The organism is Jiella flava, assembly GCF_017349315.1.
In the GTDB taxonomy this organism is placed as follows: Bacteria; Pseudomonadota; Alphaproteobacteria; order Rhizobiales; family Rhizobiaceae; genus Jiella; species Jiella flava.
In genome coordinates this window covers 64,405-84,676 of the sequence record NZ_JAFMPP010000005.1, presented here as the reverse complement: position 1 = coordinate 84,676, position 20,272 = coordinate 64,405, and the positions used below count along the sequence as shown (strand labels likewise).

The 20,272-nt window shown below is 62.1% G+C and carries 16 protein-coding genes and 1 pseudogene; 11 read left to right on the top strand and 6 right to left on the bottom strand.

From position 1 onward, the window contains the following. Positions 1-223: 223 nt before the first annotated feature. Complete coding sequence (gene nusG / locus J1C48_RS07670; protein WP_207257240.1) at positions 224-820, bottom strand: transcription termination/antitermination protein NusG; 597 nt, start codon at positions 818-820, stop codon at positions 224-226. A 102-nt stretch (positions 821-922) separates the two neighbouring features. Continuing rightward, positions 923-2,314, bottom strand: a complete 1,392-nt coding sequence (locus J1C48_RS07665) for a sugar transferase (RefSeq protein ID WP_207257239.1) — start codon at positions 2,312-2,314, stop codon at positions 923-925. Between the two features lie 796 nt (positions 2,315-3,110). On the opposite strand from J1C48_RS07665, the gene J1C48_RS07660 reads away from it, so the two are divergent. Next, a complete protein-coding gene (locus J1C48_RS07660) occupies positions 3,111-4,262 on the top strand; it encodes a fumarylacetoacetate hydrolase family protein (RefSeq protein ID WP_207257238.1) in 1,152 nt (383 codons plus the stop codon). 76 nt (positions 4,263-4,338) lie between these two features. Here the strand turns inward: J1C48_RS07660 and J1C48_RS07655 are convergent, their stop codons facing one another. From J1C48_RS07655 to J1C48_RS07640, 4 genes are all read right to left on the bottom strand, one after another. Beyond that, positions 4,339-5,400: an ABC transporter ATP-binding protein gene (locus tag J1C48_RS07655; protein WP_207257237.1), complete on the bottom strand. Its 1,062-nt coding sequence runs from the start codon at positions 5,398-5,400 to the stop codon at positions 4,339-4,341. Next, positions 5,397-6,221 carry an ABC transporter permease gene (locus J1C48_RS07650; protein WP_207257236.1) on the bottom strand — a complete coding sequence of 275 codons (825 nt, stop codon included), beginning with the start codon at positions 6,219-6,221 and terminating at the stop codon, positions 5,397-5,399. Before J1C48_RS07650 ends, J1C48_RS07655 begins: the two co-directional genes overlap by 4 nt. Then, on the bottom strand, positions 6,218-7,141 hold the full coding sequence (locus tag J1C48_RS07645) for an ABC transporter permease (RefSeq protein WP_207257377.1): 924 nt from the start codon (positions 7,139-7,141) through the stop codon (positions 6,218-6,220). The genes J1C48_RS07650 and J1C48_RS07645 overlap by 4 nt, the downstream gene beginning before the upstream one ends. A 127-nt stretch (positions 7,142-7,268) precedes the next feature. Then, positions 7,269-8,366: an ABC transporter substrate-binding protein gene (locus tag J1C48_RS07640; protein ID WP_207257235.1), complete on the bottom strand. Its 1,098-nt coding sequence runs from the start codon at positions 8,364-8,366 to the stop codon at positions 7,269-7,271. Between the two features lie 1,147 nt (positions 8,367-9,513). Here J1C48_RS07640 and J1C48_RS07635 point away from each other — a divergent pair. The 10 genes and pseudogenes from J1C48_RS07635 to J1C48_RS07595 all read left to right on the top strand — a co-directional run bounded on the left by J1C48_RS07635 (position 9,514) and on the right by J1C48_RS07595 (position 20,257). Then, positions 9,514-9,972: an RrF2 family transcriptional regulator gene (locus tag J1C48_RS07635; protein ID WP_207257234.1), complete on the top strand. Its 459-nt coding sequence runs from the start codon at positions 9,514-9,516 to the stop codon at positions 9,970-9,972. A gap of 37 nt (positions 9,973-10,009) precedes the next feature. Continuing rightward, positions 10,010-11,407, top strand: a complete 1,398-nt coding sequence (locus J1C48_RS07630; RefSeq protein WP_207257233.1) for an FAD/NAD(P)-binding protein — start codon at positions 10,010-10,012, stop codon at positions 11,405-11,407. A 146-nt stretch (positions 11,408-11,553) separates the two neighbouring features. Next, positions 11,554-12,204: an alpha/beta hydrolase gene (locus tag J1C48_RS07625; protein WP_207257232.1), complete on the top strand. Its 651-nt coding sequence runs from the start codon at positions 11,554-11,556 to the stop codon at positions 12,202-12,204. 16 nt (positions 12,205-12,220) lie between these two features. Continuing rightward, entirely contained in the window at positions 12,221-13,063 is an 843-nt protein-coding gene (locus J1C48_RS07620) for an ABC transporter permease (RefSeq protein ID WP_207257231.1), read from the top strand. Positions 13,064-13,124: 61 nt separating this feature from the next. Continuing rightward, positions 13,125-14,129: an ABC transporter substrate-binding protein gene (locus J1C48_RS07615; protein ID WP_207257230.1), complete on the top strand. Its 1,005-nt coding sequence runs from the start codon at positions 13,125-13,127 to the stop codon at positions 14,127-14,129. Then, positions 14,126-14,896: an ABC transporter ATP-binding protein gene (locus J1C48_RS07610; protein WP_207257229.1), complete on the top strand. Its 771-nt coding sequence runs from the start codon at positions 14,126-14,128 to the stop codon at positions 14,894-14,896. Before J1C48_RS07615 ends, J1C48_RS07610 begins: the two co-directional genes overlap by 4 nt. Before the next feature lie 688 nt (positions 14,897-15,584). Beyond that, positions 15,585-16,001 (top strand): annotated as a pseudogene (locus J1C48_RS19250) (GAF domain-containing protein); the annotation flags it as partial. A 60-nt stretch (positions 16,002-16,061) separates the two neighbouring features. Further along, on the top strand, positions 16,062-18,506 hold the full coding sequence (locus tag J1C48_RS07605) for a sensor domain-containing protein (protein ID WP_231081719.1): 2,445 nt from the start codon (positions 16,062-16,064) through the stop codon (positions 18,504-18,506). Between the two features lie 499 nt (positions 18,507-19,005). Next, a complete protein-coding gene (locus tag J1C48_RS07600; RefSeq protein WP_207257227.1) occupies positions 19,006-19,923 on the top strand; it encodes an aminotransferase class IV in 918 nt (305 codons plus the stop codon). Continuing rightward, on the top strand, positions 19,916-20,257 hold the full coding sequence (locus tag J1C48_RS07595) for a hypothetical protein (protein ID WP_207257226.1): 342 nt from the start codon (positions 19,916-19,918) through the stop codon (positions 20,255-20,257). Before J1C48_RS07600 ends, J1C48_RS07595 begins: the two co-directional genes overlap by 8 nt. Positions 20,258-20,272: the final 15 nt, after the last annotated feature.

Sequence of the window (20,272 nt, the reverse complement as noted above, 5' to 3'; positions counted from 1 at the left end):
CGCAGGACAGCCAGCCACAGCTACCGCACTCCCGGTCACACAGGGGACCAAAAGTATCGACTTATAGATCAATGGTTTCAGTTCAGCCGGCGCCTTCAGTGCGCGGCCCAAGCGACGCGACTCATCACCGCAAATCGCAAGCTTGCCTTAGCGACTGGATCTTGCAAACTCAATGGTATCCAGGCCACTCACGACGTCTTGGTTACCGTTTTCCAAAACAGATTCAGGCAATTTTTCGCAAATCATCGAGAGTCACCGAAACGCGCGTCGAACGTCCGAGGATACTCAGAAGCAGAAGCGCGCGATTCGTCCCGCTCATGGCCTCGATCGTCCCGACCATTTCAGCCAGCGGCCCGGACGCGAGCATCACACGCTCGCCCTGCCGAAAACCGCTGGCATTCCGAAACGAGAAGACACCCTGATCGTCACAGGCGTGTCGGAGCATCGTCATGAAGGCCGGATCGACTGGCTGCGGCGCGTCTCCGAGGGTCACCAGGCGCTTGACGCCAAACGTGCCATTGATCCGGCGCCAAGCGGTCGCCGCAGGATCGAAGGAAACGAAGATGTAGCTCGGAAACAGCGGGCGCAGGACATCACTGGCACGGCCATTGCGGATCTGACGTGATCGCAACAGCGGCAGAAAGACATCGAACGCCTGCCGCTCAAGATTTGCCACCGCACGGCTTTCGCGCCCGGCACGACAATGAACCGCATAGGACGAGGGACGGATTCGGGCCGTGTCGATATCCGGGTCCGTCAACATAAGCCTATCTCCATTTGCTTGGTCGTCCCTTGCGTGACCAAGCCGATCATTCGACATCTTGCGGCCTTTATCGCGCCCACGATGGGCGCGTAAAAATGATTAACGTCTTGAATTCAATGTGTTGGTCGAAAAGCCGATCGCAACATTCATGCCCCGCCCTCAGGGACCGACCGCAGCGTCGGAAAGGCTCTGCAAAGACCCGGCGGCTCGGCCGGTTACCCCGTCTGCGTCGCGCGTCACACTGCGGTCCCCCCCGATCAGGAAGGGCAGCGTCAACAAGATGATCTTCACGTCGAGCCAAAGGCTGGCATGGTGGACATACCAGCAGTCGAGGACGCCCTTTTCGCCCGCCGAGATGGACCGCCCGCCGTGGATCTGCGCCCAACCGGTCAGACCGGGGCGTATCGACAACCGGGTTTCGGACGTGTCCGGCTGATCTTCGGGAAGCAGCGGACGGGGCCCGACGAAGGACATATGCCCGACGAGAATGTTGAAGAGCTGAGGCAATTCGTCGAGCCGCATGCGGCGCAGCATCCTGCCAATTCGGGTCACCCGCAGCGCTTCGGGCACCTCGTTGCCATCAAGATCATAGGCATCGCGCATGGTGCGGAATTTGTAGACCCGGAACGGTCGGCGCCGGCGCCCCGGACGCTCCTGCCAGAAAGTGACAGGCATGCCGAGGTCGATCGCCGTCAGCGACGCGACCAGCAGATAGAGCGGTGCGAGCAGCATGATCGCCCCAAAGGCGACGGTGATGTCGATCGCCCGCTTGGCCGCGAGATATCGCCCCCTGGCCGTGCCCAAAATCTGCAAGCCGCTGCGAAGACCGCCGCCAACATGCAAATCCGCTGCGGGATGAGTCGGTGACCGTGGCCGTTGCGAATGGTCGATCCCCAAGAGACCATCGAAATGCTCGAGACGGAGGCCGGTCTCCTCACCCAATTCGGCGCAGTCGGCTTCGAACCGGGTCGAGAGGTCGGCGTGCGGGACCGTAACGACGACCCGGCTGATCTCCACCCCTTGATTGCGCAACCGCAAAACTGTGGCGCGCAGGTTCGACGGCCGCCCCATGACGGGCTTTCCACGCAGGACACAGCCGCGCATCGCCGAGTCCTCTTCCAGGATGCCAACCACGGACAGACGCCGCGCATAGAGCGTCTCGACGCAGCGCAAAAAAATCTCCGCGCGGTGATTGAAGCCGACGAGGAGGACATATTCCCGCTCGCCAAATTCGCCCCCCCAGCGGGTCGGCAAACGCGCCAGCACGTAGCGGGCGATGAGGCGGGCCAGAACCAAGAAGGCCAGGCACATCGACCACTGCAAAATCGGGACCGAGCGCGCCAAGGCGACGGATCGATCGATGGTGAAGGTCGCAAACAGCGTCAACAGAACGACCATCGTGGCCGCACCGACCAGACGCATGGCGTCCGAGACACCGAAATACCGCCATGGCCGCCGCGGCAAACCGCACAGGGGCCAGACCAGCAAGGCGCTCAGCGCGGCCAGGCCGCCAAAAACGAGGTGATGATACGTCTCGACAAGGGCACTCAACGATGCTCCCCGGACCGCCACCGCCAACAATGAAACGATGAAGATCATGACCACGTCAACAATGAAGCACGCAAAGCGAGACATTCCAAACTCGTTTCATGATGAAGATTACTTATGCGGAATCACAAATCCGCAGCGTGGCGTGGGCGCCTATCAACACGAATGCCCTTTATGAGATGACAATGACAACGATAAAATTTGATATTTTACGCTGATTTATAACATAACTCTAAAATTATGACTCAAAAGACACTGAAATGATCTCTATTTGAAATTGAAATAAATATATTTCAAAATTAGTACGATGGGAATGAATATCATCGCATTGATCAGATCGACAATTTTTAGGCCGGAGCGCGAATGGCCGGCTACGGCCTTCTCACGCTGACTTAAGACGTCGGCGATCAGGACGAACACGCGGCGGTCAGATTTGGCGCCAATCATCGCTTAAAGGTTGCGGTCATGGGTGAGTATCGTACGCGTGTCGGCCACACGCAGCGTCCACGCCCCGTCGACAACCACACCCGCCTTACAGACCTTTGCCGGCGGCAACCGAAGACCTTTGTGAAAAATCTTGGCCGAGTCGCCAGCAAAGGGCAACGGCACCCTGCCATCGACCATCGCGATGCCCCGAGTTGGGACCGTCATGACCAAACGCCTCGCTCCGGCGGTCGTCACGAGCGCAGCCGTCCGCTGCCCGGCGAGGCATGTGCCTTGCCCTCATGCCAAAATTCCTGTTGCTGGGAGCGACGGCTCAACGCAGCCTGATGATCGTCCATCAAATTCGAGGATTTCCATGCTTCCCGAGGATTTCGCAACGGCCAAGCTCGTCGGCCGCGTCTGGCGCCCGAACCTTGCCGGTCCATCCGTTGTGATCGTCCGTGACGGCTTCCTGATCGACGTCACCGCCAGCGTATCAACCATGTCGGACTTCCTCGACGACGATCCCGTCGGTCGCTTTGCCAGCCTTGACGGCGAAACGCTCGGCGCGCTCACCGAATTCGTCCGCAGCGACGCCAAGGAAATGCGCAGCGGCGCCGATGCCGCCTGCCTGCTGGCCCCTTGCGACCTGCAGGCGCTGAAGGCCTGCGGCGTGACCTTCGCGCAGAGCATGATCGAGCGCGTCATCGACGAGCGGACCGGCGGTGATCCGGCCCGCGCCGAGGCCATCCGCACCCGCATCGGCAGCCTGATCGGCGGCAATCTTGCCAAGATCCGCGCCGGATCGCAGCAGGCTGAGGACGTGCGCGCGATCCTGCAGCGCGAGGGTCTGTGGTCGCAATATCTGGAGGTCGGGATCGGCCCGGACGCCGAGGTGTTCACCAAGTCGCAGCCGATGTCCGCAGTCGGCTATGGCGCCGAAGTCGGCGTTAACCCGATCTCGGCCTGGAACAATCCCGAGCCGGAGATCGTCCTCGCCGTCGACAGCACCGGCACGATCCGCGGCGCAACGCTCGGCAACGACGTCAATCTGCGCGACGTCGAGGGACGCTCGGCGCTGCTCCTCGGCAAGGCCAAGGATAACAACGCCTCCTGCGCCATCGGCCCGTTCATCCGGCTGTTCGACGAAAATTTCCACCTGGCCGATCTCGAGCAGGCGACCTTGACGATGACGGTGATCGGCACGGATGGCTTCACCCTGTCCGGCCATTCCAACATGGCCGAGATCAGCCGCGCGCCGGCCGATCTCGTCAGCCACGCGATGAATGCCTGTCACCAATATCCCGACGGCTTCATGCTGTTTCTCGGCACGATGTTCGCGCCGGTGCAGGATCGCGACGCGCCGGGCAGCGGCTTCACCCACAAAATCGGCGACGTTGTCGAAATCGCGACGCCGAAACTCGGCCGCCTCGTCAACACCGTAACGCGCGCCGACCATGCGGCGCCCTGGACCTTCGGCACCCGGGCGCTGATGCGCAATCTTGCCGCGCGCGGCGTCTTGCGCTGACCCGAGATCGGCTCAAGGAGCGGTCCGACCGATCACACGAGCGCCCGCGATCGTCGCGATCGCTGGTCCCGTGTCCTTATTCGGGCAGCACCAGGAGATCGGAGCGGGAGAAGTAAAGCTCCGTCGCCGTTCCGACCGGCGGCATCGTAAAACCCGACTGGTTGAACATGTCGAGACAGATCGGCCGGCCGTCGACTTCGACCTTGGCGCGGATCACCGAACCGAGGAAATTGAAGTCCAGCACCTTGCCTTGCAGCGAGGCTTCATCGTCGTGGCGGCGGTGCAAGGCCAAGGCTTCGGGCCGCAAAGCAACAGTGATCGGATCGCCGCTGCGCAGCCCGCGCAGCGGGGTGGGTGCCGTGAAATCCTTTCCGGCAAAGTTCAGCTGCCCCTCATCGGCATCGGCGATCCTCGCCTCGAAGGTGTTGAGCTTGCCGACGAAATTGGCGACGAAACGGGTAGCGGGTCGGTTATAGATCTCCGCCGGCGTCCCCAGTTGGTCGGCCCGACCCTGATGCATGACGACGACGCGATCGGAGATCGACAGCGCCTCCTCCTGATCGTGGGTCACGAAGATCGTGGTGATGCCGAGTTCGCGCTGAATGGCACGAATGTCGTCGCGCAGCGAGACGCGGATCTGGGCGTCGAGCGCCGAGAGCGGCTCGTCGAGCAGCAGCAAATTCGGCTTCGGCGCGAGCGCCCGCGCCAGGGCGACACGCTGCTGCTGGCCGCCGGAGAGCTGATAGGGAAAGCGCTCGCCGAGATGATCGAGCTTGATCAGCTCCAGCATCTCGCCGACCCGGCGGCTGATGGTGGCACGATCGGCCCCCGCCACCTTGAGTCCGAAGGCGACGTTCTGGCTGACGCTCATGTTCGGAAACAGCGCATAGGCCTGAAACACCATGCCGATGCGCCGCTTGTTGGCGGGCAGCCGGGTCACATCCTGGCCGTCGATCCGGATCGTACCGGCGCTCGGCGTCTCAAAGCCGGCGACCATGCGCAAGACGGTGGTCTTGCCGCAGCCGGACGGGCCGAGGAAGGACACGAATTCGCCCTTGCCGACGGAGAGATTGAAGTCCTTGACGACCTGATTGGGTCCAAAACTTTTGCTGATGGCAGCCAGCGCCAGAAAGCTCATGATCCGACCCTCCGGAAACGGGAAACACGCAATCTCGGGAAAATCCTTTGCCCCGGGCGGCGGCTGCCGAAGAATTCCATCAGCGCCATGAAGACCCAGGTGACAGCGAAGGCCATTACCGCCAGGGCTGCCGGCTGATAGGCATAATCCTGGCCGATCTGCACCATATACGGCCCGAAGGCCGGCCGGTTGAGCAGGCTGGTGATGACGAATTCGCCGAGCGAAATCGAAAAGGTGAGAAACGCTCCTGAAACGATCGCCGAGCGCACATTCGGAAACACCACCGCGAGGATGGTGCGCAGGCGCGAAGCGCCAAGGCTTTCGGCCGCCTCGGTCAACGTGGCGATGTCGATCGCCGCCATGCCGTTATCGACCGCCCGATACATATAGGGCAACGAAAGCACGACATAGCCGATGACCAGGAGCACGTTCAGCCCGGTTTCGGTCATGGTCAGCGGCAAGAACGATCCGGTGCCATAAATCCGCGCATAGCCGAACACCAACACCACCGATGGAATCACCAACGGCAAAATGCTGACAAACTCGATGAACGGGCGGACCTTAGGCAATTTGAGCCGCACCCAGTAGGCGGTCGGAACGACGAGCAGCGCGCCAAGCACGATCGCGACGAGCGAGGCGACAACGGAAAAGCCGATCACCTGAACGAAGGTATCGCTCTGGAACACCGACTGGTAGGCGGCGAAGGACAGTTCGCCGCGCTTCATCTCCAACGAAAATTTGAAGGTCGCGATCAGCGGCACCAGGAAATATAGCCCCGCAAGCACTGTGATGATGGTCGGGAACAGGCGGATTGTCTTCATTTGCGCCACCGCTCCGCGCGACTGCGCACCAGGAAGTAAAGCGTGTTCGAAAAGGCCATGATCAGCACCATGCCCAGCGCCAGCGCGTAGCCGAGATTCGGGTTGTAGAGCACGTTGCCGCGGATCTGATTGTAAAGGACGATCGGGACGACCGAAAAATTGGAACCGGTCAGCGCGAAAACCGTGGCGAGCGTACCGAAGGCATTGGTGAAGAGGAGCAGGAAACAGCCGATCACCGAGGGGGCGAGCACCGGCAGCCCCACCATCCGCCAATACTGGCCACGGCTGGCGCCGAGGATCTCGGCCGCCTCGCGCCATTCGGGGCGCAGCCCTTCCATCGACGGCGTGATCATCAACACCATCAGCGGCAGCTGGAAGTAGAGATAGGTCAGCGCCAGACCCCAGAAGGAAAACAGGCTGAAGCCCGAAGCGTAGAGATTGATCCCAAACGCGTCGCGCAGGAGCAACGTGACGAGACCGAGCCGGCCGATCGTGGCAATGAAGGCGAAGGCCAGCGGCACACCGGCGAAGTTGGAGGCGACGCCGGAAAAGCTGTTGAAGGCCTTGCGCACCCAGGCCGGCATACCCCCGAGGATCAGGGCATAGGCGAGCAGACCGCCGGTAACCGTGCCGATCGCCGCCGAGACGAAGCTCAGGCGGATCGACAGCCAATAGGCCGCGCCGATCTGCGCCCCCGTGAGCGCCACGATATTCTCGAGCGTGTACTGCCCGGCCGCATTCGTGAACGCGCCATGGAATAAATAGAAGACCGGAGCGACCAGAAACAGAAGGGTGAAGCCGACAAAGGGCACAAGGCCGAGCCAGGCCCAATTTAACCGGGCGCGACACGCACCCGCAACAGCCGTTGGGCTGAGGCCAAGCGCAACCGGGGCGGCGGTATCGATCACCGCACGCTCCATGGCGGATAGCCCGGCGGGAGTCTCATCTGGCTGTCGGGCGATGTCGGCCACGAACGCCTCCGTCAAAATACCGATGATCGGCGACGCGGGTTGCGCCGCCGATCCCCATTGAGAGGTTCCGGGTGCCTTACTTGGCGCCCATCTCCGGGCCCCAGTTCTTGGCGACGGCCTTCTTGGCCTCCGACTGCTGGGCGAGGGTCGGGAAGACGGCCTTGGCGTAGTTCTTTGCCGGCGGCAGCTTGTCGAGCATCGCCTGCGGAACGATGCCGCGCTTGACCATGTCGTTGAAGCGGATCGGGTGGCAGTAACCATTCAGCCAGCCGAGCTGACCTTCGTCGGAGTAGAGATATTCGATCCACAGCTTGGCGGCGTTGGGATGCGGCGCATAGGCCGAGATCGCCTGGACATAGACGCCGGCGACGACGGCATCGGACGGGACGACGACGGACACCGGCGGATTGCCGCCGAGCTTGTCGCGCATGGCGAGCAGGTTGTAGTCCCAGTCGAAATAGATCGGCGTGGCACCCTGGGCGAGGTTCTGGGCGCTGCCGTTGACCGGCACCAGATTGCCGCTCGTCTTCAGGCCCTTGAAGAAGGCGATGCCCTTGTTCAGCGCATCGGCGCCCGGCTTGCCGCCCTCGGCGACGCCAGCGGCATAGACCGACATCATGACGCTGTTGCCGGTGCGCGGGTCACCCTCGAGAGCAACCGAATTGGCGTATTTCTTGTCCTTCAGATCGGCGAAGCTCGTCGGGTTCTCCTTGAACACGTCGTTGTTTACGCCGAAGCCGAGAACGCCGTAATAGTCGCCATACCAGTAGCCGTCGGCGTCTTTCACGTCGTTCGGGATCGTCGCCCAGGTGGACACCTTGTAGGGCTGCAGCAGGCCATCCTTCTTGGCCGCCGGGCCAAAGGACAAGCCGACGTCGACGACGTCAGGCGCCTGCGGCCCCTTATTGCCCTTGTTGGCTTTGATCGCCTCGAGCTCGTCGCCCGACCCGGCATTCGGATTCAGCTCGGTGACCTGAATGCCGTATTTCTTCTTGAAAGCCTCAATGACCTCGCCGTAGCCGCACCAGCTATGGGGCAGCGCGATGGTGGTCAGCGTGCCCTCCTTCTTGGCGGCGTCGATAAGCGCCTGGGACGGCTCGGCATAAGCAGCGGTGGCCGACACGGTGAAGCTTGCCGCGCTCATCAACAGGGCGAGGCGCCGGAACGATTTCATCTGAATACTCCGATCGAATTGGATGTGCGATGCGCGGGCCCCGCCGTGGGGTCGCCAAACACGCTCGACCGGCGCTGAATAGTGACATTGAATGACAGTTTTTTTACGGGTTGCTCTGTCAACACTTGGAAGCCACCGCAGCGGCATCCTGAGGTAGCATTTGCGGCAACCGACAAACGTTTTGGCTGCGAACGATCCAACAGCCCCTCGCCCATCTTCAAACTAGCCGGATCACAAGCGTGTCGTTCCGATGCGATCAGACCACATGGCGCTGACCAGGCGCGTCCAACGCCTCTCGCTTGCGCCCGGCGTCAGGCGGCGATGACCGGGTTTTGGCGCATGCGCCCGCACCACCCGTTCCTCGCCAGGTAATTGCCGAGCGATGGCGGTGGGCCTGGCAACTGCGAAGCGATGCCTGCGATCGGACGACAAGCCACCGAAAGCGTCCCAGTCGCGGGCTTGAGACAACGCGATACCGAGGAATAGGCCTGATATCAAAGGCCCTTCAGAATTATCCCTATAAATTTTGTAGACAATTTGGTTTTTGCTGCTACCCTTTCACACTTCGGCCCACCCAGTCGCGGTTCCGCCTTCCAAGCATGGAGACGCCCGATGGATGCGAAGACCCCTACCCCCGACATTCGGCCTTTGCGCCGGGCCGTCATCGGGGACGCTCTGCCAGCGACCAACATGCTTTGGAGCGGACGTGCGACTGGCGAGCGAGGCGGCCAATGCCCGATCCTCCCAGGCATCGCGAGGCCGACATCCTATTCACCGCAACCGCCAACGTCCGAGAGTCGTCGAAAGGTCGCCATGACCGCCTCTGTCACCCTCCGGCATTGGCTGTGCACGATCGCAGCCTTCGCCTTCGTTCTCGCCATCATTTTCGGCCTGACCAGCGGCGCCGCCCAGCACCATGCTCGACGCGTGAGCACCGCCCTGCCAACGGAAACCGTCGCGCTGGTCCTTGACGGGTCACCCTCCGCAGAGACGCCATCGCCGCGAAAACGCGGCTGAGGCAGGAGCGCACGCATGGCCCACGATGCGACCATTCGAAGCCTTGTCTCCTTCGTCCTTGCGACCCATCGCCCCATTCGTCTATGGAGAAAGGGGATAATCGCCACACTGCCGCAAGACCGGATTTCGCATGCTGACCATGAAGGGGAAGTATGGCCTGAAGGCCATGCTGTATTTGGCCGGAACACCCTCCGGTTCCTTTGCGCTGTCGGAAGAGATCGCCACGGCGAACCATATTTCGAAGAAGTTCCTGGATACGATTCTGGGCGATCTGCGGACGGCCGGCTTCGTGCACTCGCGCAAAGGCCGCAATGGCGGCTACACGCTGGCCCGCGACGCCGCACAGATCCGCGTCGGGCATATCCTGCGCGTTCTCGACGGACCGCTGGCGCCGATTCCCTGCGCCAGCCGGACGGCCTATCGGCGCTGCAACGATTGCCAGGACGAGGAGAGCTGCTCGGTTCGATTGGTGATGCTCGAAGTGCGCAACGCGATCTCCGCCATTCTCGACGAGAAGACGCTTTCGGAGCTGCGATCCATGCCGCAACTCGTCGATCAGACGGCCGAGCAACTGGCGATCAACGGCTAACTGTCGGCCGACCATCCACAATCCTGCGAGGCGCGCGATGAGCGCCGGCCGGATCATCATTGTCGGCGGCGGCGCGACGGGCGTGATCCTTGCGGCCCATCTGCTGCGCGAAGACACCGCGGGCCTTCGCGTGACCATCATCGAGCGGCGCGCCCAGATCGGTCGCGGCATCGCCTACGATACCGACGAGCCCGACCACATTCTCAACACCCGCGCCGGCAGCATGAGCGCCTATGCCGACGATCCCGAGCATTTCTGGCGCTGGCTGCAGAGCAACGCGCCGTCGCTGCCCGACGCGGTCTGCCCGGACGCGTTTTGCTTCGTGCGCCGCGGGCTTTTCGGCCTTTATCTCGATGCTCTCGTCACCGACTGGCTTCCAACACAGGGCGATGGCCGGCTGGAAGTCCTGCAAGGCGAGGTGACCAGCCTCAAGACCTCCGAATTCGGCGTCGCCGTCGAACTGGCGACGGGGGAGCTGCACATCGGTCACGCGGCGGTGCTTGCCACGGGTCATCCGGTGCCGGCCTACGGCCCGCAAAGCCCCTATATTTCGCCCTGGCAATGCTCGTCGGACACGATCGGCACCGACGATCCGGTGCTGATTCTCGGCACCGGCCTCTCCATGGTCGACAGCGTCTTCCAGCTCGCCCGACAGGGACACAGCGGGCCGATTACCGCCCTGTCACGGCGGGGCCTCTTGCCCCGCCCCCATCAGCGCACAAAGCCGCTGAAGATCGACGCGGCCGACGTGCCTTTCGGCACCGAGCTGTCCTATCTGACCCACTGGTTCCGACAGACCGCTCGCTGGCGGATCGAGCACGGCGCCGACTGGCGCGACGTCATCGACGGCATCCGCCCGCATATCCAAAGCATCTGGCAGTCGCTACCCCTGGAGGCCCGCCAGCGTTTCCTGCGCCACGCCCGGAGTTTTTGGGAAGTCCATCGCCACCGCATTCCCCCCGAAAGCAACGCCCGGCTCAGCACGATGATCGCCGAGGGTCGGCTGCGCATTCTCGCGGGGCGCCTCTTGGCGACAGAGCCGACCGCCATGGGCCACCGAGCGCGCATTCGCCACCGTGACAGCCGCCGCGAGGAGCAGCTTGACATCGTCCGGGTGATCGATTGCACCGGCATTTTGCGGCCCCAAGAAAGCTGTGACGATGGGCTGTCTGCACAACTGATCGCCCGCGGCCTGGCTCGCCGCGACGCCTTGAACATCGGCCTTGACGTCGATGACGGCTGCGCGCTGATCGACCCCAGCGGCCGTTCTGTGCCACGGCTTTACGCCGCTGGGCCGGTCACGCGCTCGCGCTTCTGGGAAATCACCGCCGTTCCCGACATTCGAGTCCAGGCGGCTATGCTCGCCGCACGCCTGCGCACGCAGCTGAGCGGCGGGAATAACCGAACAGCAGCCCAAAACACCACCGCAGGCTGATCAGACCCGCGGCGTTTCCGGCGAGACCGAAAGACGCAAAGCCATTACCCGAATTATCTATCAAATTAGTAGATTGTTTCTTCCTGTTCCCGGATCGCATTCGTAAGCTTTGCATGATGAGGACCGACGCTTTCGGGAGATCCCATATGATCCGCACTCTCCTCGTGCCTGGATATCGCGGCTCCGAGCCGGAGCACTGGCAGCGCCTTTGGGCGATCGACGATCCGGAAGCCGGCGTCGTTGAACAGGACGACTGGCACCGGCCGCACCTGTCCGAGTGGCTGCACCGCCTCGAGTCTTATCTCGTTGCCACCCCTGGCGTGGTTCTGGTCGCCCATAGTCTCGGCTGCATTCTCGTCGCGCATCTCGCCCAGCGCCCTGCGGCGGCGCATGTGGCGGGCGCGCTGCTCGTCGCCCCCGCCGATGTCGACTTTCTCGCCAAACACGACCGGCTGTTCGGCGAATTCGACGGCGCTCTCGATCATCCGCTGCCGTTCCGTTCCACGGTGGTCGCCAGCCGCAATGATCCCTTCATGACCTTTGCCCGTGCCAAGCGACACGCCGAAGCTTGGGGATCGGCCTTGGTCGACCTCGGTCCGGCTGGCCACATTAATGTTGCCAGCGGCTTCGGCCAATGGCCCGACGGGCCGATCCTCGCCGACGGCGTACGGAGCACCCGGCCATGCTCGAGTGCACCGCGCGCCGCTTCGAGCCCTTCGCACCCGCATCAGCCACGCCTGCCGCGTCCGACCAATCCGTGGACGTTTAGGGCCGGCCTCGCCGATGCAGCCGAGTGAACGAGGAGACGAAACGATGACTTATGAAGCGCTGCCACGCGACTTTTCCGGCTTATTGAAACCGCGTGCCGATCGCCCTCTCATCTTGCTGAGGCCCCTGGCCATTCTGCGCCGCCTCGCCATGCGGTTTGGCGCGCTCGCCGCCTTCCTGGCGCTGTGGCAGACCGCCAGCACACTTGGCTGGGTGAGCCCCGCCATTCTCCCCGGCATCGATAAGGTCGCAGCTGCGCTCTGGACTGGTCTCTTCGAGGGCACGCTTGCCGGCGACATGGCGATCAGCCTGCAGCGCGCGGGCCTCGCCTTTCTGGCCGCCGTCGGCCTCGGCATTCCGCTCGGACTCTTGATGGGCCAACTTGAACCGATCGAGCGTGCGCTCGATCCGATCCTTCAGCTGTTCCGCCAGACCTCGGCGCTGGCGCTCTATCCGATCTTCATCCTGCTGTTCGGGCTGGGCGAGATGTCGAAGGTGTTCGTCATCTTCTGGGCGACGGTGTTTCCGATCCTGCTTGCCACCATCGGCGGGGTAAAGGAGGTCGATCCGAAGCTCGTTGAAATGGCCCGCAGCTATGGCGCCAACCAGCTGACGGTGTTTCGCAGGGTGATCCTGCCCGCCAGCATTCCGGCGATCTTCGTCGGCTTGCGGCTGGCCGCGACGACCGCCCTGTTGCTGCTGATCGCCGCCGAAATGATCGGCGCCCGCAGCGGCCTCGGCTTCCAGGTGATGAATGCCGAGTACAATTTTCAGATCCCGCTGATGTTCGCGGCGATCGTCCTTTTGGCGCTGCTGGGACTGGCCGCAAACGCCCTCCTCCTGGGTTTGCAGCGGCGGCTGTGCCGCTGGAATGAGCGCATCGTCTGACAAGGGCGGCGCTTGCGCGCGCAACCTTCCTCCGCCTCCCTTGAACCCACAGGACATCGACATGCTCAAGACACTTCGCATTCTCGCTCTGGCCGCACCGTTCCTCGGCCTTTTAGCCGCCGAAGCCCGCGCACAGGACACCGTCACCATGCGCTATATGGCTGAACGTGGCGAGCTCTCGGCCCACGAACTCGCCGTGCAGCTCGGCTATTTTAAAGGCACCGGCATCCGCTTTGAAAATGTCGGCTATTCCCAGGGCGGCCCGGAATCGCTCTTCGCCCTCGCCTCCGGCACCGCCGATATCGGCACGGCGGCGACGCCGGCCGTGCTCAACGCGATCGCCAGCGGCAATCCCTTCGTCGCGGCCTATCCGACCAATGGCATCGACAAGACCGTCCACAGCACCTTCGCCGTCTTGAACGACAGCCCGATCCATTCGATTCAGGATCTGGCCGGCAAGACCATCGCCGTGAACACGCTGGGTGCCCATCTCGACTACACCACACGGGTCGCCCTCGCCTCGGCCGGGTTGCCGGCCAATGCGGCAAAACTCGTTACCGTGCCGGGTCCGCAGCTCGAACAGGTGTTGCGCTCGCATCAAGTGGACGTTGCGGCCTTCGGCTACTGGCAGACGACCTTTGCTGGCCTTGCCCAATCCCATGGCGGTATCCGGCCGGTGTTCACGGATACCGACGTCCTCGGCACCATCGCCGGCGGCTTCACCGTGCTGCGTCGGGACTTCGTCAAAGCGCACCCCCAAGCCGCCCAGCTGTTCGTCAAGGAATCAGCCCGCGCGCTAGACTACGCCCGGGCGCATCCGGCCGAAACCAAGACCATTCTTGCCCGCGTCCTGAAAAGCCGCAACGAAAACCCCGACCTCGCGCAATATTTCTCCGGCTATGGCGTTCGCCCCGGCGGTCTACCGACCGATCGCGATGTCGCCTTCTGGATCGATGTGATGACCCGCAGCGGTCAGTTACAGCCCGGCCAACTCACCCCGTCTCAGGTGCTGCTGGTGACTGGCGACAAACGGCAGGCGATCAATCAGAAGGAGACGGCACAATGACCACGCTGCCGGTGCCGCTGCGCGGCGAAGTCGCCCTGCGCGGACTTCACAAGAGCTTCGCCCTCGAGGGACGGAGCATTCCGATCCTGACAAATTTCGATCTCACCATCCGCGGCGGCGAAAGCCTCGCAATCGTCGGCGCGAGCGGCGCCGGCAAAACGACGCTGCTGCGTATTCTCGCCGGCCTGGAGACCGCCGATACCGGCGATATCCTGATCGACGGCGAGCCGGCCGGCGGGCTCGGCAGCGCCTGCGCGGTGATCTTCCAGGAGCCGCGGCTGCTGCCTTGGCTGACGGTGTTGCGCAACGTCGCCTTCGGGCTCGAGGCCCGCGGGACCGCGCCGGCAACGGCAAGGGAGCGGGCCGGCCGCTATCTGCGCCTGGTCGGGTTAGCCGGCTTTGAAGAGGCTTATCCCCGGCAGCTCTCGGGCGGCATGGCTCAAAGAGTCGGCATCGCCAGGGCCTTGACCACGCAGCCCGAGATCCTGCTCCTCGACGAACCCTTCGGTGCGCTCGACGCGATGACCAAGCTGGCGATGCAGGAAGAGTTGGTGCGCATCTGGCGCGAAGAGAACGTCACCATGGTTACCGTCACTCATGACCTGGAAGAAGCGGTGTTTCTCGCCGATCGCGTGCTTGTTCTTTCGCGCAACAGAACGCAGGCACCGCGGCTGATCGACGTTTCGCTGCCGCGGCCGCGCGAGCGCACGAGCAGCGCCTTCGTCGCGCTACGGCAGGAATTGATGGCGGAGTTCGGCCTGCACTAAGGCGCCCTGCGTCCGAGCGACCGCATCCACGCGTTCACTTGGCGCCACCGTTTCACACGCCAATCAAGGACATCCGTGCCCGGCACATCCGCGACGAATGCGACGGCCACCTGTCCGCCAATCATCTCGATCATAAGTTGCATATGATTACGCGGTGGGGCCGCTCCGCGGAACTCGTTGCCGATGATGACGAGACCGATCGCTTCAGCCTCGAAAATCCCGAATAATGACGCCCGCCGGCCGGCTATGGACCGGATGATGCTTCGCCTCCGCGGACGGCGGGCACAAGCGCATTTCGCTTTGATTATCAATTCAAATGAAAACTCTCTGCGTCCGAACAGATCCCAGGTGACGCCATAACTCTTTGATATTATGATATTTGTGCGTTGAAATTCGGTCGCATCGTCGGCCCGAAGCGCAAGCGACAACACCGAAACTCTCCGGCGTGGAGGAACGATCCACGACCAGGCGTCGACCATCACGCCGGGTTGACGTCACGGCTGGCGCTGCAGTGCCGATGCGGCAAAGCCGCGGCAAGCGCTGTGACCGACTGGCCGTTTGTCCGCCCAATTCGATAGGCGAGCTTATTGAATATTTAGTATTCCTTTGGTTGAATGAGCAACAGAATGACATTGCATCAATCAGACCTCTTCACAAAACCTTTTCTCGAAAATCGTAGGCTCCGGACATGCGCCACGCGCCCGCCGACACGACGTTGAGCGATTATGAATCGCTTCGTCTTGAAGAAGTCTCAAAGTACAAATTTCTGAAGAAGCGGCCTCCTCACCTCAGCGATCACATCGTCGGATTGACGTCGGACATCTTTGGCGCCCGATACGCATTCATTTCGCTCATCGAGAAAGACTCCATCTGGTTCAGATCGCGGTTTGGCTTCGAAGATAACGAGGCATCGCGCGAAAGCTCGTTTTCCGCTTATACTGTCGACAACAATAGTGTCACCACCATCCTTGATACACACGAGCACCCCCGTTTCAAATTCGCTCCACAGGTCGTCGAAGATCCGCACGTCCGTTTTTACGCCGGAGCGCCGCTGATCACGCCACGTGGTTATGTCATCGGCGCTCTCAGCATCGCGGACACTCGCGCCCGCCTCGACTTTTCCGACGAAGACCAGCGGCGCCTGCTCACGCTTGCCAAGTTGGTCATGGACCAGTTCGAACTGAAGCGGTTGACCGAAGAACACAATGCCGCCCTCGCCTTGAGCCGAACAACCTCGGACGCCATTCTGCACGTCGCTCTGCCCGGCACCATCACCTATGCCAATTCCGCGGCAAAGCGGATTATCGGCTGGAACGAGCACGAGCTTTTCCGCAAGCCGCTGGCGGAGTTGCTGCCCGCATCCTTGGTCAAGCGGATCGCTGCGGCCGCGCGGCGGTTTGAGAAATGGCCGCAGCGCCATACCGCCTTGTCGACGGTTGAGACCCGTATTCGCAACGCCTGCGGCAGAGACGTGCCCATCGAATTCTCGGCCGGCTTCTGGACGACCGACGACGTGATCCATATGGGCGCCATTATTCGCGACGTTTCCGAACGCAAGCGTCGCGAAGCCTCATTTCAAATGCTGTTCGAGCAGAGCCCCGTTCCGATGTGGATCATCGACACGGGCAATCTGCGCTTTCTTGCAACGAACGATGCGGTCTGCGAACTCTACGGATATTCGCGCGAAGAGATGTTGGCGCGGTCGGTCCTTGACGTCCGGCTGCCTGAGGAACGTCAACAGGCCGCCAGGATTTTGACCAGCGTCCAAGAATCCTACGAACCCACGACACCCTGGACACATGTGAAGGCCGATGGTGCGCGGATCCGGGTTCTGACGTTCGCGCGGCGGATTCAATACAAGGGCCGCCTCGCGATCGTCGTCGCCGTCATCGACGTAACGGAAAGCGAACGAGCCGCCAACGAGCTGAAAAGCACGCAGATTTTCCTCGATGCGATCATCGAGAACATTCCCTCCATGCTGCTGGTCAAGACCGTTAAAGACGGGCGGATCGTCCTGCTCAACAGGGCCGGCGAACGCTTTCTCGATCAGGATCGTGACGCGGTCATCGGCAAGCAGACCAGCGAGCTGTTGCCCTTTGCGGAGATCGAGAAATATCTCGAAGCCGATCGAAGGGTGCAGAGCGGGTCCCGCGCGGTTGTCGTCGAAAACCACAAGATCAGTTTGCCGCGGGGATCCCGCATCCTGCGCACACAGAAGGTTCCCGTGCCGGACAGCAACGGCGATCCGCTCTACATCCTCGGCGTGTCGGAAGATGTCACCGAACGAATCGAGATCGAGGAGCGCAATCGCTATCTGTCGCGCCACGACGTTCTCACCGAACTGCCGAACCGCTTCGCCTTTCAGGATCTGCTCGATCTGGAACTTTCGATCGACGCGGATCGAAGTCCGGGCTTCTCATTGCATCTCCTCGACCTCGATCGATTCAAGGCGATCAACGACAGTTTCGGGCACCTGGCGGGTGACGCGCTGCTGCGCCAGGTCGCCAATCGGCTGTTGGACATCAAGGGGCCCAACGACATCGTCGCTCGTCTCGGCGGCGATGAGTTCGCGATCATCGGGCGCAGCTGCGCGAGCCGGGACGCGATCGAACACTTCGCCACCGCCGTCACCGCCAGTCTCTCGAAGCCGTTCGACATCGACGAACAGGAGGTCACGGTCGGCTGCAGCATCGGCATCGCCTTCCATCCCCAGGACGGTCGCGAAGCCGACGCACTGCTAAAGCACGCCGATCTCGCACTCTATGCCGCCAAAGCGAACGGCGTCGGTGGCTTTGTCCTGTTCGACCCGAAAATGGAAGAGAAGGCCGATCGCGAACGGCGGCTGCGCCGGGATCTCATCCATGCCCTCGAGCGCCATCAGCTCGACGTCGTCTATCAGCCGATCGTGGATGCCCGTTCCAAGCGACCGGTCGACTGCGAAGCGTTGCTGCGCTGGCACCATCCCGAACTCGGGCCAATCTCGCCGGTCGAGTTCATTCCCATTGCCGAGAGTATCAACCTGATCGGCTCAATCGGCTGTTGGGTTTTGCGGCGCGCCTGCGAAACCGCCGCGACATGGCCGCGCCACGTCAAAGTCGCGGTCAATTTATCTGTCCGTCAGTTCGCTCGCCCCAACCTCATCACAGAGGTCAAGCGGGGGCTCGCCGATTCCGGCCTCTCAGCCGACCGTCTCGTTTTGGAAATCACCGAATCGGTTCTCCTCGGCGACACCGAAGAAAATCTCGCTGTTCTGAAGCGCCTCAAGGATCTCGGCGCGCACATTGCCCTTGACGACTTCGGCACCGGCTATTCGAGCTTGTCCTATTTGCAGAAATTTCATTTCGACAGGATCAAAATCGATAAGTCCTTCATCACCGAGCTGGACCACTCGACCAACAGCCTCTCGATCATCCGCGCGATCATCAGCCTTGGCAAAACCTTCAACGCCGACATCACAGCCGAAGGTGTCGAGACCGACAGTCAATATCAGATTTTGAAGCGCGAACACTGCGACCACTGCCAAGGCTACTACTTCTCCAAACCCATCGACGCCAAGACGGTCGGGGCATGGCTGGCGGCTTCAGAGGCTAAGTCCGACGCGTCCGTCTGAACCCGCATCGCCGGGCGATCCGCAGTGACCGCAGCATGGCGGCCGACGATCCAATCCCCGGCGCTATCCGTTTCTGCCGCTCGATGGGCATGGCTTCCATTTGAAAAGCACCAGGGACCATATGCGTGCGGATCTCGGCGATGATCGCGCCGAGAGCGGTGTCGAATGCTCATCCGAAAGAACCACCCTCCAGCGCCCTGCGTCCCTTTGGACGCAGAAAGGATGCTCTCACCCTTTGAATCGACGCATCGTGCTTTGCCGAAAATCGATTCCGATGCTCGGGCCGATGCTGTAGCCAGCGGACCGCCCATCGCCGCGCCGATGGGCGGTGCGATGCCCCTGATTGAACTTCGGCTTGCCGCGCAGCCCCTGCCAGACGCCAAGCGGCAGGCGATGGCCATACATCTCACGCCGGCGTAGCGTTTGAACCGAGGCCGAGAGGGAAACGGCAAACGGTCATGTCATTCGAGCGGCAGCATCACAGACGAAAGGATCCATCATGCCCCCGCATTCCAGCGCCCAGTCCTATGAGGGCGATCCGAGAAACGACGATGCCCTGATCTGGCTGAACGGCGACTTCGTCCACCGCGACAAGGCGACCGTCTCGGTCTTCGACGCCGGTTTCGTCCTCGGCGACGGCATCTGGGAAGGCATCCGTCTGGTCAACGGCAAGCTCCTGTCCCTCGACCTGCATCTCGATCGGCTCTTTGAGGGCGCCCGGGCGATCAGCCTCGACATCGGCATGACTCGCGAGGCGGTAACGAACGCGCTTCTGGCGACCTGCGAGAGGAACGGCTTTTCCACCGACACCCATATCCGGCTGATGATCTCGCGCGGCCGCAAGACCACGCCGAACCAGGATCCGCGCTTCATGGCGTCGGGGGCGACCGTGGTGATCATCGCCGAGATCAAGCGCCCGCGCACCGAATTTGCTGAAAGCGGGCTGAAGCTCTTTACCTCGACCTTCCGCTGCTCGACCCCGGACGTCTTCGACTTGCGGCTCAATTCGCATTCGCGGCTCAACCTGATCCAGGCGCTGGTGCAGGCGATCGCCGCCGGCGCCGACGAAGCCTTGATGCTCGATCAGCGCGGCTATGTCGCAAGCTGCAATTCGACCAACTTCTTCATCGTGCGCAAAGGCCAATTGTGGACCTCGCCGGGGCTTTTCAGCTTCAACGGCATCACCCGCGGCCATGTCATCGCGCTCTTTGGCGAAAAGATCGGCCCATCCTTTCAGAAGGATTTCACCCTGACCCAGGCCTATTCGGCCGACGAAGCCTTCGTCACCGGGACGCTCGGCGGCGTCACCCCCGTCACGCAGATCGACGGCCATGTGATCGGCGACGGCAAGCCGGGGCCCAAGACCCAAGAAATCACCAAGGTTTATTGGGATTGGGTCAAGGAAATCGGTGCCTGATACCTATATCGCCATTGGGTCGGGCGAAATGGTCTTCGACGACAAGACCGATCACGAACTGCAGGCGGGATGCGTCCGATCGGACGTCGAAGGGATCCTCTCACTCTTTGGATTGACGCATCGTGCTTTGCCGAACATCGATTCCGATTTTCGGGCCGATGCTGTAGGAGCCTATTTCGGCGCGGCGAAGCGCAGCCATTTCGCCCGGCTGATGTGGTCCACAAGGGTCTTGCCGACTACAAATGGGGCCTCTGGGCGATGGTGGAGAACCGTGTCTCCACCCGTCGATTTCGGTTGTCACAAATATGGTGCATGGAAGCTCCCGCGCGTCTGATCGACTATCTGTGAT